The organism is Nocardioides sp., assembly GCF_047607365.1.
Taxonomy (GTDB): domain Bacteria; phylum Actinomycetota; class Actinomycetes; order Propionibacteriales; family Nocardioidaceae; genus Nocardioides.
In genome coordinates this window covers 1-14,013 of sequence record NZ_JASGDD010000124.1, presented here as the reverse complement: position 1 = coordinate 14,013, position 14,013 = coordinate 1, and the positions used below count along the sequence as shown (strand labels likewise).

Below are 14,013 nucleotides of genomic sequence, written 5' to 3'. Positions count from 1 at the left end.
TTATCACCTCTCGTGCCGCCGCTCGTCGGGCGGCGGGATGGTCGCGCCCTTGTAGTCGACGGCGACCCCACCGAGCGGGTAGTCCTTGCGCTGGGGGTGGCCCGGCCAGTCGTCCGGCATGAGGATCCGGGTCAGCGCCGGGTGGCCGTCGAAGACGAGGCCGAACATGTCCCACGCCTCGCGCTCGTGCCAGTCGAGCGTCGGCCACACGCCGACGAGGCTCGGCAGGTGCGGGTCCGCGTCGGGCGCGCTGGTCTCGACGCGGAGCCGGTGGTTCCGGCTGATGGAGAGCAGGTGATAGACCGCGTGCAGCTCGTTGCCGGGGTCGTCGGGATAGTGCACGCCGGTCACGCCGAGGCAGAGCTCGAACGCCCAACGGTCGCGGAGCGCCAGCGCGATCTGAGGCAGGTCCTCCCGGCGTACGGCGATGGCGTCCAGGGCCTCGATGTCGACGGCGAGCGACTCGACCGTCGTGGTGGCGGTGTCGCTCATCGGAGGAGGCCTCGCTCCTCGATCAGCGGGAGCATCCGGCGCTGGGTGGTCTCGAGCTCCTCGATCTCCGCCTCGCGGTGCGCGCCGAGCTTGGCGTGCTGGACCTTCTCGTGCAGCTTGAGGATCGCGTCGATGAGCATCTCGGGGCGTGGCGGGCAGCCGGGGAGGTACATGTCGACGGGCACGACGTGGTCGACGCCCTGGACGATCGCGTAGTTGTTGAACATCCCTCCCGACGAGGCGCAGACGCCCATCGCGAGCACCCACTTCGGCTCGGGCATCTGGTCGTAGATCTGGCGCAGGACCGGCGCCATCTTCTGGCTGACCCGGCCGGCGACGATCATCAGGTCGGCCTGGCGCGGGCTGGCACGGAAGACCTCCATGCCGAAGCGGGCGAGGTCGTACTTCGGGCCGCCGCTGGTCATCATCTCGATCGCGCAGCACGCCAGGCCGAACGTCGCCGGCCAGAAGCTGGCCTTGCGCATGTAGCCGGCGAGCCCCTCGACGGTCGTCAGCAGCACCCCGCTGGGGAGCTTCTCCTCGAGTCCCATGCCGGCCGCCTCAGTCCCACTCCAGGCCGCCGCGGCGCCACACATAGGCGTACGCGACGAAGACCGTCCCCACGAACAGCACCATCTCGACCAGGCCGAAGGTGCCCATCGCGTCGAAGTGCACGGCCCACGGGACGAGGAAGATGATCTCGACGTCGAAGAGGATGAAGAGCATCGCGATCACGTAGTACTTCACCGGGAAGCGACCGCCGCCGAGCGGCTGCGGCGTCGGGTCGATGCCGCACTCGTAGGCATCGAGCTTCGCCCGGTTGCGCCGCCTCGGACCCACGAGCGAACTCATGATCACCGAGCCCACGGCGAAAGCCGTCGCCAGCGCCACGAGCACCAGGATCGGCACGTACGGATGCATCCTCGGCCTCCCTCAGAGGGATTGTGAGTTTGTGATTCAGATCACAAACACGTCCTGCCTCAGTTCTACACCCGTTTGTGATCCGCGTCACCAGCGTGAGTAAAGAGGATCTCTCGACGCGCCGAGCAGAACGGCAGTGGATTGCTGGTTGAAAGGCGTACCGAACTGGCGCAGACTGAGCGCGCGAGCCCGGAAGCCGTCCCTCTTGGACGTTTGGCCGGGCTTGCGTCATTCCGCGACCACAAGATCGTCCACTCGTCCAGGCCATGCCCCTCCTCGCTGGAGGCACCACGCCACAGCGTCGCTCACCCACAGAAGTGGCTCTTCCACGCTTCGATGGTGCACGACAGGACACGGACAATTGACCTCGTGGGCAAGCGTCAGGTCGCGCCAGACCATCGGCTCGTCTGTCTCAAGCACCACACGGGCCGCCACGTGACGATCGGCGGCGGCAAGAACCGCCCTCAGCGCCTCCGCGCGCTTGGCCGCCTCGTCCCGGCCGGATGCCCGACTCACCGTCACGGTGATGCCCAGGCTTCGGATGGCTCCCAGTGCTGTGAGCCGTTGCGAATCGCTCAGCTTCTTGAAGTGCAAGCGCGCTCGACCGCCCGGGACGAGCGCGCGCAATGCTCGTCGCGCCCTCACCAGCTCGTTCGGGCCTACCCAGGTGGCGACCATGATGAACTCACGCGCCTTCGTCTCATCGACAAAGACATGAGCTCCCTTGGGGATGCGGGAGCGCGGCGGCACCTCCCCACCCAAGCACCGACGGCCGGGCCTTGCGGCCGCTCATCCACAAGCCGGGGCCGGGCGCCAGACCTCAGGCGGTGGCGCGGTGGAGGGCGACGATGCCGCCGGAGAGGTTGCGCCACTGCGGGTGGGCCCACCCCGCCGTACGGAGGAGGCGGGCCAGGCCCTCCTGGTCGGGCCACGCGCGGATCGACTCGGCGAGGTAGACGTAGGCGTCGGGTGAGGAGGAGACCGCGCGCGCGACCCGCGGGAGGGCCTTCATGAGGTACTCCATGTAGACCGTGCGGAAGCGGCGGTTGGTCGGGTGGCTGAACTCGCACACCACGATCCGCCCGCCCGGCCTGGTCACCCGGCGCAGCTCGGCGAGGCCGGCGGCGGGGTCGACGATGTTGCGCAGCCCGAAGCTGATCGTGACGGCGTCGAAGGTCGCGTCGCGGAACGGCAGTCTGGTGCCGTCCCCGGCGGTGAAGGGCAGCGCGGGCTTGGCCTTCTTGCCGACGGCGAGCATGCCGAGGGAGAAGTCGGCGGGTACGACGACGGCCCCGGCGTCCGCGAAGGGCTGGGAGCTGGTCCCGGTGCCGGCCGCGAGGTCGAGGATCAGCTCGCCGGGCAACGGAGCGACGGCCTCGACCACGGCGCCGCGCCAGCGGCGGTCCTGGCCGAGGGAGAGGACGTCGTTGGTCAGGTCGTAGCGACGCGCGACGGCGTCGAACATGCGGCGGACGTCGGTGGGCTGCTTGTCCAGGTCGGCGCGGGCCATGTCAGCGGGTGTCGGTCGCGAGGTCGGCTCAGGCGACTTCGTCCCACACCGAGTCGACGATCTTGCCGACCGCCTTGGCCACGTCGTCGGCACTGGACTGCGTGGTGACCTGGAGGGTGAGGCCGTCCTCGCTGCGCTGGCACTCGATGACCGACTGCTGCACGTTGCCCGACCCGTCGGCGGTGCCGGTCTCGATGCAGAGGGCGTGGCCGGCCTTGACGTAGTGGTCGAGCGAGGTGCCCGACGAGGCGGTGGCGGGGTCGGTGAAGAGGTAGGGCGAGAGCGCCCCGCCGTCGGCCCGGATGAGCTGGACGGCGATGAACTCCGAGCCGTCCTTGGTGAGGTAGTTGCGGGCGACGCCCTCGACGCCGGCCGCCTTGAAGGCCTTCGCGGAGTACTTCCTCGCGTTCACCTGCGCGGTCGCGTAGGTCGCCTTGTCCTCGTCGGTGGCGCCGTCGATGCCCTCGTAGGCCGCGCGGAGGTCGGCGGCGACGTAGCCGCCGGGCAGCTTGTCGGGCAGCACCAGCGTGGTCTCGCCGTGCGCCTTCGGCAGGAAGACGGCGAACGCGACCGCGACCGCCAGCAGCAGGACGCCGGCGACGACGCCGGGCAGGACCACGCGAGGGCTCTTCACGCTGGCCGACGCTACCTCAGAGTCCGAGCGCCGATCGCACCGGGACGAGCTTGGCGTCGGACTCGGCGAGCTCGGCCGCCGGGTCGGAGGAGCCTACGACGCCGCAGCCGGCGAAGAGCCGCACGCGGCGAGGGTCGCCCGGGTCGATCTGGGCTGAGCGCAGCGCGATCCCCCACTCCCCGTCGCCGCCGGCGTCCATCCAGCCGACCGGCGCGGCGTAGCGGCCGCGGTCCATGCCCTCCAGCTCGGCGATCAGCGCGACCGCCGCCGCTCGGGGCGTGCCTCCGACCGCCGCGCTCGGGTGCAGGGCGGCGGCCAGCTCGAGGCTGGTGATCCCATCGCGCACCACACCGGTGACGTCGGTGGCGAGGTGCATGACGTTGGGCAGGTGGAGGACGTACGGCGCCTCCGGGACGTTCATGCTCGAGCAGTGGGGCTCGAGCGCGTCGGCCACCGACCGGACGGCGTACTCGTGCTCCTCGCGGTCCTTCGAGGAGCTCGACAGCTCGGCGGCCTCGCCCTGGGCCGGGCTGAGCGTGCCGGCGAGGACGCGGCTGGTCACCAGGCCGCGCTCGCGGCGGACCAGCAGCTCGGGGGTGGCGCCGAAGAGCCCGTCGACGTGGAAGGTCCAGCACATCGGGTAGTGCTCGGCGAGGTGCGCCAGCGGAGTGCGTACGTCGAGCGGCGCATCGTCCGGGCCGGCGACCGCGGTCACGTCGCGGGCGAGGACGACCTTCTCCAATTCGCCGTCGTTGATCCGCCGGGTGGCCTCCGCGACGGCGTGCCTCCATGCCTCGGGGGTCAGTGAGCCGGGGCCCTCGGTGAGGCTGCCGCGGCTCGGGCGGAGACCTTGCCCCGGCCTTCCCTGCGCCTGCCCTCGCTGCACGCCCGCGGCTTCGCCGCTGTCGTGCAGCGAGCCAACGGCCGGGGCAAGGTCTCCGCCCGACCCGCTCCTCCTCACCCTCGTCCTCCACGCCTGCCCGCCACGCCGGCCGATGACCACCTCGGGGACGGTCAGGATCGACTCGGCGTCCGTGCCGATGTCGGCGAAGGCGAAGGAGCCGAAGGAGACCAGACCGGATCCGGGCTCGTTGACGCGGTCGTCGACCTGGGACTGGGCAACCAGCTCGGCCCACCACTTCGCGGCGTCGGCGAAGCGGGTCGGGCCCGACGTACGCACCTGCGCGGCCACGCCCCAGCCGACCAGCCCCTCGCCGCGCCGCACCCAGGAGAGCGGCCCGTCCTCCGGCAGCTGGGCGATGAGATCCTCGGCCTCGTCCAGCCCGATCGGAACCGAGGTCGCGATCAGGGTGGGCGGCACACCGTCAGCGTACCGAGGGCGTCTCAGTCGAGGCCGAGGGGCTCGCGCCAGGGGCCGGTGACCGGCTTCCACTCGACGACGGCCCGCTCGGCGACGAGGTCCTCGGCCCAGAACGGGTCGCCGTCGAGGCTCTCCTCGACCTCGGCCACAGACGCGCCCTCCCAGATGAGCAGGGCGCCGTCGTCGGTCGGGCCGGAGAGCAGCAGGCCCTCCTGCGCGGCGAGCCACTCGCGGTGCTCGGGGCGCAGCTGTGCCCGGGCGTCGTCCTCGGAGGGGTGGTAGACGTAGGTGACGGCGTAGATGGTCATGGGTGTCCCCTCAGTACGTGGTCAGAGGTCGGCGCCGTCGGCGAGCCGGGTGTAGGTCTGGTGCTCCGCGAGGAGCTGCTTGATCTGGTTGTCGAAAATCGCCGAGCCGGCGTCGGAGTAGATCCGGTCGTGGATGGCGACGCTGTGCGGCGCGCCCACGGAGCGGGCGAAGTCGATCAGCTCGCTCGCCTTGGCCCACGGCGCGGAGACGGGGGCGAAGAGCACGTCGGGGACGATCCCGTCGGGGGCGGTGAGGGCGTCGCCCGGGTGGAAGGCGGTCGCGCCGCCCTCCTCGGTCAGCAGGTAGCCGGAGTTGTGGAACCGCGGGAACTCGGGGTGGATCACCGCGTGCAGCTCTCCGACCGTGGTGACGGCGACCCCGGCAGCGGTGAACGCCTCGCCCGGCGCGACCAGGGTGATCCGCTCGGCGACCTCGGGGGCCTCGCCGCGGACCTTCGTTGCGACAGCGTCGATCGTGAAGATCGGGGCGTCGGTCGACGCGAGCAGCTCCGGGGTGTAGTGATCGGGGTGCTCGTGCGTGACGAGTACGGCGTCGGCCCCCTCGAGCGCCTCGGGGGAGGTGAACATGCCCGGGTCGATCACGACGACCGAGGTGCCGGCCGGCGTCACGACCTCGAGGCGCACGCAGGCGTGGCCGAACTTCGTGATCCGCATGCCGAGCAGCCTAGCGAGGGGTGGTGAGACGACCCTGAGACGGCGTGGGGTCGGCCCGGCTCCGTCCTCAGGTGACCTTGAAGGTGCGGCGCACGGAGGTGGAGGCCGCGTAGGTCGAGGAGCCCATGAAGACCGCGCGGACGACGTGGGTGCCCTTGCCCTTGCGCGGGAGCGTCACCGAGATCCAGGTGCCCGCCCTGCCCGCCGGCACGCTCACGTAGCGCGCCACCGCGCCGTCCACGAGGATCTTGACCACGCCCGACGCCGCGCCCGGCGCGAGCCGGATCCTGACCACCTCGCGCTTGCCGCGCTTGATCCTCTTCTTGGTGACCTTGAGCGCGATGGCGCTGGCCTGCTTCGCCGTCGTGGTCGCCGTCGTGGTCGCCGTCGCGGTCGCCGTCGTGGTCGCCGTCGTGGTCGCCGCGGCGCTGGTCGTCGCCGCGGCACTGGTCGTCGCAGCCGCGCTCGTCGTCCCAGCCGCGCTCGTCGTGGCCGCGGCGCTGGAGGTCGCGGTCGTCGCGGACGCCGTAGCCGTGGCGGAGCCCGTCGCGGTCGCGGTCGTCGTACTCGTGCTCGCCGCCGTGCCCGCCTTGTAGTCCCACGACTTGTCGCGGAAGACCGAGTGGATGTGCATCTGGCTCTGGTAGACGACGCCGGACTGGTGGATGTACTCGATCCACACCCGGGGACCGGAGATGCGGAAGTAGGCACTGCCCGTGGTCGCCTTGGTGCCGGCCGAGAGCGTGGTGTCCATGTTGTTGGCCCAGCTGATGTAGGTCTGCGCGTACGCCGAGGAGCTGGTGTAGGCGCTCAGGTAGTCGTCCGCCGCCTCATCCGCGAAGTCGCCCACCCAGGCCTTGATCGCCGCGGTGACCAGCGCCTGCTGGGTGCTGCTCAGGCTGCCGACCAGGAGGCTGCCGTTGGCCGTCGGGAAGGAGTTGCTCTCGGTCCTCGGCCCCATCACCACGTCGGAGAACGAGCCCGACAGCTTGGCGCTGGTCTTCTGCGTGCTGCTGAGGCTGTCGAGCACCGCGAAGACGGCGTCCCGCTCCCCGGCGAGCGGGGTGTAGGTCGTGGAGCCGGAGGTGAAGGTCTGCGGCTCCACCCCGACGAACTCCGGGCTGATCGCGATCGTGTCGCCGTGGAAGTCGGCGTTGATCGCCATGTGGTGTCCGCTGAACTGCACGAAGAACTCGTCGGTCGTCGACGGCGTGCCGAAGAAGGAGATGTAGTAGAGCCCCGAGCCGTAGGCCGAGCCGCCGCCGTTGCTCTTGAGGTTGTCGTCGGCGAGCCGGAGCGCCTCCTCCTTCGCGTAGCCCTGGTCGCTCAGCTCGGCCTCGATCACCTTGAGTGCCAGCGCCTGCTGCGCGGAGGTGAGCGAGGAGAGGCTGAGCCCGTTGCGCGCGGTGGCACTCGTGCTGCTGCCGCTGGTGTCGACGGGCAGGTTGGACCAGATGTACTTCGCCGGGTAGGTCGTGCCCGAGATCGTCCGGGTCGCGCTGTAGCCGTACTGCACCGCCGACTTCTGCGAGCTGCTCAACGAGTCGAGGAACGCGTTGGCCGCGACCACCACCGCGTTCGTGACCTCTTGCCCGCCGCTGGAGGTGGCGGTGGTGTCGTCGGCCTCGGAGCTGGCGACCGCCACGCCGGTCGCCAGCAGCCCGGCCACGAGAAGGGGCGTCATGCGCTTCAGGGCTCTGCTCATGGCGCTCATCGTGTCCCGGAATCGGCGGCGCGTGACGGTCAGTGCTCTGAGGCTTTCCTGAGGGAATGGTGTGAGGGTGGATCCGCCCGCCGCCGAGGCCACACGATGGGCGCATGCCCCTCCTCGCGCGCCTGCCGGTCGCCGTCGTCGCGCTGGCGCTCGCCTCCCTGCTGGCACCGTCGCGGGCCGAGGCGCATCCCGCCCCGTGGACCACCGTGACGGTGAGCAGCTCGGCGACCGAGGTGACCCTCGCCGCGCAGATCCCGGTCAGCGAGTACGAGCTCGGCACCGGCGAGAGCGTCAACGCGACGACGGCCGGAGTCGCCGGCATCGCCGACGACGTGACGGCCGGGGTGCTCGACGGCGCGACGCTGCTGGCCGACGGGGCGCCGACGACCCTCGAGGTGAGGCAGGTGGCGCTGGGCACGCTCAACGGCTACCCGTCGATCGACGTCACGCTCACCGCCGCCGCCACCGACCCGAGCACGGTCTCGCTGACCTGGACGCTGCTCACGGGTGCGGTCCCGAGTCACAAGATCGTCGTCTCCGCCGTCGTGGCAGGCACCACCCATCTGGTGGGCGTGATCATGGCGCAGGACCCGACGCTGGACGTGGCGATGCGGCCGTCGGCGTACGCGGAGAGGAGCAGCGTCGACCTCGGCCACATGATCGGCCTCGGCATGACCCACATCGCGACCGGCTACGACCACCTGCTCTTCCTCACGATGCTCCTGATCCCGGTCCCGAGGCGGGTACGCCGGCGCGGGCGGCGCGGCGTCCGCGGCGCCCTCGCGACCGCCGGCAACGTGCTGATCGTGGCGACCGCCTTCACCGTCGGCCACTCGCTCACCCTGCTGCTGATCTCGCTCAAGGTGCTCTCGGTGCCCGAGCGGCCGGTGGAGACGCTGGTGGCGCTGTCGATCGCGGTCGCCGCGGTCCACGCCGTACGGCCCCTGGTCGATCGCGGCGAGGCGCTCATCGCGGCGGCCTTCGGCCTGGTCCACGGCAGCGCGTTCGCGACCACGATCCTCGAGATGCACCTCGGTCTGGACGACACGCTGCGGGCGGTGCTGGGCTTCGACCTCGGGATCGAGGCGGCGCAGCTCGTCGCGATCGTGGCCGTCGCGCCGCTGCTCTACGTGGCCAGCGCGAGCCGGGACTACCGCCTGCTGGTCTGGGTGGTGTGCGGGCTCGCGCTCCTGGCCGTCGCGGACTGGGTCCAGGCCATCTGGCGGCAGACCACGCCGGTCTTCACGCCGGTCTTCGACACCCTTGCCGCCCAGCCGCAGTGGAGCTGGGCCGGGCTGGCGGCCGTCACGGGCGCGATGTGGCTGGTGCGCGACGCGGCCGAGCCCCGGGATCAGCCTCGGGATCAGCCCAGCGAGACCGACGGGCCGTCCGTCCAGTCGCCCTCGTCGGGACCGTCGGCGTTGTCGCGGTAGCCCGCCGACTCGACCGTCGCGACGAGGGTGAGCGCACGCCCCAGCAGCTCCTGGGGCGTCGACGGGTCGAGGTAGATCGCGACGGCGAGGGGATACTCGCCGATCCCGGCCGTCTCGGCCTGCTCGGTGCCGTCGAGGACGAACGGCTGGTTGGCGAGGCCGGTGTCGGCCGCGGTTCCGACGTACCCGGGGAAGGTGATCGGGTCGGTCAGGTCGATCGCCGCCGTGAGCGCCATCCCGGTCGGCACGACGCCGTCGTAGACGTAGAGGTGCTCGGCCAGCTCGGGATCGGTGCCGGCGAAGTCGAGCGCGGTGCGGGTCCACAGCGATGCCTTGCCGGCGTTGGTGATCCGGGCGTGCAGGGTGATCAGGTCGCCGGGGTGCAGCGGCGTGACCGCCGCGCTGCGCACGCCGTTGACGCGGATCCTGACGCGTGCGGCGGTGAGGTCGCCGACGGTGATGGTCGGCGCGTCGTCGCGTCCGACCGAGTCCGCGGGGATGCGCGTCGCGATGAGGATCGCGGCGATGAGGACGATGACCATGCCTCCGACGCCGAGGAGGAGCCGCTGCGCGGGGCTCGTCGTCGTGCTCATGGCCGCAGGTCCCGGATGCGGGCGTCGAGGACGCGACGGCCGGCGCGGTCGACGACGGCCTCGATCACCTCGATGCCGCCGCCGGCGCTGGCGAGGGCGTGCTCGAGCTCGACCCGGCTCTCCGCTCGCAGGTACGGCGTGCGCGTGGCCGCACACAGCTGCTCGATGCTCACGTGGTGGGGCGTCGCGAAGAGCCGCTCGAACCGGTCCGCGTAGGCCGTGGCGCCCTGCTCGAGGCTCGCGAAGATCGAGCCGCCGTCGTCGTTGACGACGACCAGCGTGAGCTGCTCGGGGCGCGGCTCGCCGGGCCCGATGACGAGGCCGTTGGCGTCGTGGAGGAAGGTCAGGTCGCCCAGCAGGGCGATGGTCGGTCCGTGCGCGCGGGCGATGGCGGCGCCGACGGCGGTCGACACGACGCCGTCGATCCCCGACAGGCCGCGGTTGGCGATGATCTTGCGGCGCTCGCCGACCCCGGTCGGGCGGTGCATCACGTCGAGGTCGCGGATCGGGTTGGAGGCCCCGACGACCAGCTGGCCGCCCGCCGGGAGGGCGGCGGCAACGACGGCGGCGACCTCGTGGGCGGTGAGGCCCGGCTCGGTCGCGACCAGGCGGTCGAGCTGGCGCGACACCGACGCGTCCGCCTCGCGCCAGGTCGTCAGCCATCGCGTGGCGTCCTCGTCGGTCGAGCCCTCGCGATCGGGGCGCAGGGCGGTGTCGGCCGGGTCGAAGGCGCGGGCGACGGTGAAGGGCCGCTCACCCCATCGACCGGCGGTCGTCGCGGCCCAGACCTCCACCTTGGGATCGGCGAGGAGGCGGCTCACGGGGCGGGAGAGCGTGGGCCGGCCGAAGACGACGACGCGCTCGATCTCGTCGCGGAGGGGGCCGTCGTCGGCGAGCAGCAGGCGGTAGGACCGGAGGGCGTTGTCGCCGGTGCGCGATCCGCTCGAGGGCTCCGCGAGCAGCGGCCAGCCGGCCCTCTCGGCGAGCCGTCGGGCCTGCGGTCCGGCGTCGTCGCCCGCGACGACGACGGTCCGCGGGGCCGACGGGCCGGCGTCGATGACCACCGAGTGGGGCCTCCCCTCAGCCGAGTGGGGCCTCCCCTCAGCCGAGTGGGGGCCAAGGTCCGGCACCCAGCGCTCCTCGGGGGCGTCGGGCAGCAGCGGCTCGTCGAACCGGAGGTTCCAGTGCAGCGGGCCGCCGGTCGTCCTGGCGGCCTCCCGCAGGTCGTGGTCACCCGGCGCGCTGACGTCGTGCGTCGGCGTGAGCGGAGTGAAGAGACCGACCTGATCGGTGGCCTGGTTGGCGCTGGTGCCCCACAGCCGTGCCGGCCGGTCGGCGGTGACGGCCACCAGCCGGAGCCCGGCATGAGCCGCCTCGAGCATCGCGGGGTGCAGGTTGGCCGCGGCCGTGCCGCTGGTGCACACCACCGCCGCGCGGCGGCCCGCCTTCGTGAGCCCCAGCGCCAGGAAGCCCGCGCTGCGCTCGTCGATCCGGACGTGCAGCCGGAGGGCGCCCGCGCGCTCGGCGTCGTAGGCGGCCAGCGCCAGGGGGGCGTTGCGCGATCCGGGCGCCAGCACGACCTCGCGGACGCCGGCCTCGATGAGGGCGGCGACCGCGGCACGGGCGAGCTCGGTCGACGCGTTCACAGAGGCCGATCCTGCACCGAGCGCAGCCGGGATTCCCAATACCCGGTGCGCTCGGGAGTGGCGGCGAGGCGCTCCAGCGCGAGCTCGTCGGGTGCCGGCCGGATCACGGGGAGGGCACCGTCGACGGGCACCAGCGAGGCGGCGGCGATGTCGTCGGCGAGGAGCTGCACCGTCGCCAGCCCGCACGCGTAGGGCAGCTCCGGCAGGGCCGCCGCCAGTGCGACGCCCGCCGCGATGCCGATGCTGGTCTCCAGAGCGCTGGACACCACCGCCGGCAGCCCGATCCGCTCGGCGATCCGCAGGCACGCCCGCACGCCCCCGAGCGGCTGCACCTTGAGCACCGCGACGTCCGCCGCCTCCAGGGCCTTCACCCGCAGGGGATCCTCGGCTCGGCGGATCGACTCGTCCGCCGCGATCGGCACGTCCACGCGACGTCGTACGGCGGCGAGGTCCTCGACCGCGGCGACCGGCTGCTCGACGTACTCCAGTCCTCCGGCCGCTCGGTCCAGCTCCTTGATCGCGGCGACCGCCGTGTCGACGTCCCACAGCCCGTTGACGTCGATCCGGATCCGCCCGCCCGGGCCGAGCGCGTCGCGGACCGCCTCGAGCCGGGCCGCGTCCTCGGCCAGGGACGACTCGCCGACCTTGACCTTGGCGGTCCGGCAGCCCCCGGCGAGCACGATCGCGTGCGCCCGCTCGGGCGCGACCACGGGGACGGTCACGTTGACGGGGACGCTGTCGCGCAGCGGCGTGGGCCAGCCCAGGTCGGCCGCCTCGCGCGCCGCCGCCAGCCACGGCGCCACCTCCGCGGGCGAGTCGTAGTCGAGGAACGGGCTCCACTCGCCCCACCCCGCCGGTCCACGGAGGAGCACCCCCTCGCGCACGGTGATCCCCCGGAACCGCGTCCGCATCGGGATCGAGAAGACTCTCATCGCCGAATCGGGCCTCCCCCGCGCCGAGTGGGGCCTTGCGCGTGATCGAGTAGGGCCTTGAGAGCGAGTCGGTCGGTCTTGCCGTTGGCCAGCAGGGGGATCTCGTCCACGAGCACGACCTGCCTCGGCGCCCACGACCGAGGACGCTCGGCGCTCACCCAGTCGCGGAGCTCGGCGACCAAGGCCCCACTCGGCGAACCGGAGGCCCCACTCGGCGAACCCGAGGCCCCACTCGGCGAACCCGAGGCCCCACTCGGGGTGATGAAGGCGACGAGGCGGTTGCCCCACTCCTCGTCGGGGACGCCGAGCACCTCGGCGGCCCCGACCGACGGGTGCTCGCGGAGGCGGGCGGCGACGGCCGGGGCGGGGACGTTGACGCCGCCGGTGACGACCACGTCGTCGAGACGACCGAGCAGCTGCAGGCGCCCGTCCTCGTCGATCCGCCCGGCGTCGGAGGTGAGGAACCACCCGTCGACGAAGCTCTCGGCCGTGAGCAGCGGATCCCCGTAGCCGTCCGCGAGGGTGGGACCGGCGATCCGGACGCGGCCCCGCTCCCCCAGCGCGAGGCCGACCCCGTCGAGCGGCACGCCGTCGTAGACGCAGCCGCCGCAGGTCTCGGCCGATCCGTAGGTCGCGACGACGCGGACCCCGGCCTCGGCCGCCCTCCGGCGCAGCCGCTGGTCGATCGGCCCCCCACCGAGCAGGACCGTGTGCAGCGTCGCGAGCGCGGCGGCGTCCGCGGCCGATCCCAGGAGCCGGGCGAGCTGGGTCGGCACGAGCGAGGCGAACGCGCCGGGCTCCGCCTCCTCCACCGCCTCGGCGAACGGCCGGTCCCCGACCACCACCGGCGGCCGCCCCGCGACGAGGGAGCGCACGACGACGTTGAGCCCGGCGACGTACGACGGCGGCAGCGCCAGCAGCCACCGGCCCGCACCGCCGAGCCGGCGCGCCGACCGCTCCGCCGACGCCAGCACGGCGCGCCGCGAGAGCAGCACCTGCTTCGGCGCTCCGGTCGAGCCCGACGTCTCCACGACCCACGGCGCGGGCTCGCCCGGAGCCGCCAGCCAGTCCGCGACCCGCGCGACGACCTCGATCGCGCTGGGGCCGGCGTTATCCACGTGACTCACCGTAGCCCGCCGTGGTCGGATGCCTCCGATGCCCTCCACCTCGTCTCGGCGCTCGTCCCGGCCCCGCCTCCCGCGTGTGCTCGCCGAGCTCGTCCCACCCACGCCGATGTCCCGGCGACTCGCCCTCCAGTCGCTGCTGAGCCGCACCGGCCAGGGCGCGTTCGACACCGTCAGCGCCGTCTTCCTGCTCAAGGTGGTCGGCATCTCGCCGGGCAGCGTCGGGCTCGCGATCACGATCGCCCTCGTTGCGCGGAGCATCGGCGCCTACCCGGCCGGCCGCCTCGTCGACCTGGCCGGGCCGAAGCGGGTGTGGTGGCTGGCCGAAGCGCTCCTCGCCGTCGCGTTCGTGACCATGCCGTGGGTCGACAGCTTCCTCACCTACGTCGTCTTCGCCGTCGTGTTCGAGGTCGTGGGCGCTGCCGGCGAGAGTGCCAACCGCGCCTACACCCTCGACGTGCTGCCACCTGCCGAGCGGGTGCAGACCCAGGCGCACATCTACTCCGCGATCAACCTCGGCTTCACGATCGGCGCTCTCCTGGGCGGCATCGCGCTGGCGTTCGGCTCGACCGAGGTCGTGCGCTGGCTGCCGTGGGGCACCGCGACCGTGCTGGCGATCAACAGCGCCGCCATCGCCCGCCTGCCCGACGCCTCCCACGACCTGCGGGTCGCGGACCGCGCGGCGCCCCGCGAGCCGGTCGCCGGGCCGG

The 14,013-nt window shown here is 72.6% G+C and carries 15 protein-coding genes and 1 pseudogene; 2 read left to right on the top strand and 14 right to left on the bottom strand.

Annotation, left to right across the window (positions count from 1 at the left end; all coding sequences use genetic code 11):
• Positions 1 to 3 precede the first annotated feature (3 nt).
• From QM572_RS09685 to QM572_RS09640, 10 genes and pseudogenes are all read right to left on the bottom strand, one after another.
• Positions 4 to 423: pseudogene (locus QM572_RS09685) on the bottom strand (NADH-quinone oxidoreductase subunit C); the annotation flags it as partial.
• A gap of 65 nt (positions 424 to 488) precedes the next feature.
• Complete coding sequence (locus QM572_RS09680; RefSeq protein WP_415092487.1) at positions 489 to 1,043, bottom strand: NuoB/complex I 20 kDa subunit family protein; 555 nt, start codon at positions 1,041 to 1,043, stop codon at positions 489 to 491.
• Positions 1,044 to 1,053: 10 nt separating this feature from the next.
• A complete protein-coding gene (locus QM572_RS09675) occupies positions 1,054 to 1,413 on the bottom strand; it encodes an NADH-quinone oxidoreductase subunit A (RefSeq protein WP_415092485.1) in 360 nt (119 codons plus the stop codon).
• A gap of 228 nt (positions 1,414 to 1,641) precedes the next feature.
• Positions 1,642 to 2,163, bottom strand: a complete 522-nt coding sequence (locus QM572_RS09670) for a hypothetical protein (protein WP_415092483.1) — start codon at positions 2,161 to 2,163, stop codon at positions 1,642 to 1,644.
• A gap of 70 nt (positions 2,164 to 2,233) precedes the next feature.
• Positions 2,234 to 2,923, bottom strand: a complete 690-nt coding sequence (locus tag QM572_RS09665) for a demethylmenaquinone methyltransferase (protein ID WP_415092481.1) — start codon at positions 2,921 to 2,923, stop codon at positions 2,234 to 2,236.
• Between the two features lie 28 nt (positions 2,924 to 2,951).
• Positions 2,952 to 3,557 (bottom strand): hypothetical protein, encoded by a 606-nt coding sequence (locus QM572_RS09660; RefSeq protein ID WP_415092479.1) that lies wholly within the window; start codon positions 3,555 to 3,557, stop codon positions 2,952 to 2,954.
• A 16-nt stretch (positions 3,558 to 3,573) separates the two neighbouring features.
• Entirely contained in the window at positions 3,574 to 4,878 is a 1,305-nt protein-coding gene (locus tag QM572_RS09655; protein WP_415092477.1) for an isochorismate synthase, read from the bottom strand.
• Positions 4,879 to 4,901: 23 nt separating this feature from the next.
• Positions 4,902 to 5,186 carry a YciI family protein gene (locus QM572_RS09650; RefSeq protein ID WP_415092475.1) on the bottom strand — a complete coding sequence of 95 codons (285 nt, stop codon included), beginning with the start codon at positions 5,184 to 5,186 and terminating at the stop codon, positions 4,902 to 4,904.
• A gap of 21 nt (positions 5,187 to 5,207) precedes the next feature.
• Positions 5,208 to 5,861, bottom strand: coding sequence for an MBL fold metallo-hydrolase (locus QM572_RS09645; RefSeq protein ID WP_415092473.1), 654 nt, complete (start codon positions 5,859 to 5,861; stop codon positions 5,208 to 5,210).
• A 67-nt stretch (positions 5,862 to 5,928) separates the two neighbouring features.
• Complete coding sequence (locus tag QM572_RS09640; protein WP_415092471.1) at positions 5,929 to 7,566, bottom strand: DUF3500 domain-containing protein; 1,638 nt, start codon at positions 7,564 to 7,566, stop codon at positions 5,929 to 5,931.
• 113 nt (positions 7,567 to 7,679) lie between these two features.
• Between QM572_RS09640 and QM572_RS09635 the strand changes: the two genes are divergently transcribed.
• Positions 7,680 to 9,008, top strand: coding sequence for a HupE/UreJ family protein (locus tag QM572_RS09635; protein WP_415092469.1), 1,329 nt, complete (start codon positions 7,680 to 7,682; stop codon positions 9,006 to 9,008).
• On the opposite strand, the gene QM572_RS09630 is transcribed toward QM572_RS09635, so the two are convergent.
• From QM572_RS09630 to QM572_RS09615, 4 genes are read right to left on the bottom strand one after another with little or no spacing between them, the layout of a single operon-like run.
• Positions 8,939 to 9,601 carry a hypothetical protein gene (locus tag QM572_RS09630; RefSeq protein WP_415092467.1) on the bottom strand — a complete coding sequence of 221 codons (663 nt, stop codon included), beginning with the start codon at positions 9,599 to 9,601 and terminating at the stop codon, positions 8,939 to 8,941. The genes QM572_RS09635 and QM572_RS09630 overlap by 70 nt on opposite strands.
• The gene (menD, locus tag QM572_RS09625; RefSeq protein WP_415092465.1) at positions 9,598 to 11,247 is read right to left on the bottom strand and encodes a 2-succinyl-5-enolpyruvyl-6-hydroxy-3-cyclohexene-1-carboxylic-acid synthase; all 1,650 of its coding nucleotides are present in this window, start codon (positions 11,245 to 11,247) and stop codon (positions 9,598 to 9,600) included. Before menD ends, QM572_RS09630 begins: the two co-directional genes overlap by 4 nt.
• Positions 11,244 to 12,179, bottom strand: coding sequence for an o-succinylbenzoate synthase (locus QM572_RS09620; protein ID WP_415092463.1), 936 nt, complete (start codon positions 12,177 to 12,179; stop codon positions 11,244 to 11,246). The genes menD and QM572_RS09620 overlap by 4 nt, the downstream gene beginning before the upstream one ends.
• The gene (locus tag QM572_RS09615) at positions 12,176 to 13,297 is read right to left on the bottom strand and encodes an AMP-binding protein (RefSeq protein ID WP_415092461.1); all 1,122 of its coding nucleotides are present in this window, start codon (positions 13,295 to 13,297) and stop codon (positions 12,176 to 12,178) included. Before QM572_RS09615 ends, QM572_RS09620 begins: the two co-directional genes overlap by 4 nt.
• Before the next feature lie 37 nt (positions 13,298 to 13,334).
• Here QM572_RS09615 and QM572_RS09610 point away from each other — a divergent pair.
• Positions 13,335 to 14,013, top strand: a 679-nt coding sequence (locus QM572_RS09610) for an MFS transporter (protein ID WP_415092459.1), incomplete at its 3' end; no start/stop codon positions are given.

Coding starts and splice junctions, on each gene's coding strand:
- QM572_RS09645 (WP_415092473.1), bottom strand. CDS start 5,861: ATGCGGATCACGAAGTTCGGCCACGCCTGCGTGCGCCTCGAGGTCGTG.
- QM572_RS09675 (WP_415092485.1), bottom strand. CDS start 1,413: ATGCATCCGTACGTGCCGATCCTGGTGCTCGTGGCGCTGGCGACGGCT.
- QM572_RS09680 (WP_415092487.1), bottom strand. CDS start 1,043: ATGGGACTCGAGGAGAAGCTCCCCAGCGGGGTGCTGCTGACGACCGTC.
- QM572_RS09620 (WP_415092463.1), bottom strand. CDS start 12,179: ATGAGAGTCTTCTCGATCCCGATGCGGACGCGGTTCCGGGGGATCACC.
- QM572_RS09640 (WP_415092471.1), bottom strand. CDS start 7,566: ATGAGCAGAGCCCTGAAGCGCATGACGCCCCTTCTCGTGGCCGGGCTG.
- QM572_RS09665 (WP_415092481.1), bottom strand. CDS start 2,923: ATGGCCCGCGCCGACCTGGACAAGCAGCCCACCGACGTCCGCCGCATG.
- QM572_RS09650 (WP_415092475.1), bottom strand. CDS start 5,186: ATGACCATCTACGCCGTCACCTACGTCTACCACCCCTCCGAGGACGAC.
- QM572_RS09630 (WP_415092467.1), bottom strand. CDS start 9,601: ATGAGCACGACGACGAGCCCCGCGCAGCGGCTCCTCCTCGGCGTCGGA.
- QM572_RS09635 (WP_415092469.1), top strand. CDS start 7,680: ATGCCCCTCCTCGCGCGCCTGCCGGTCGCCGTCGTCGCGCTGGCGCTC.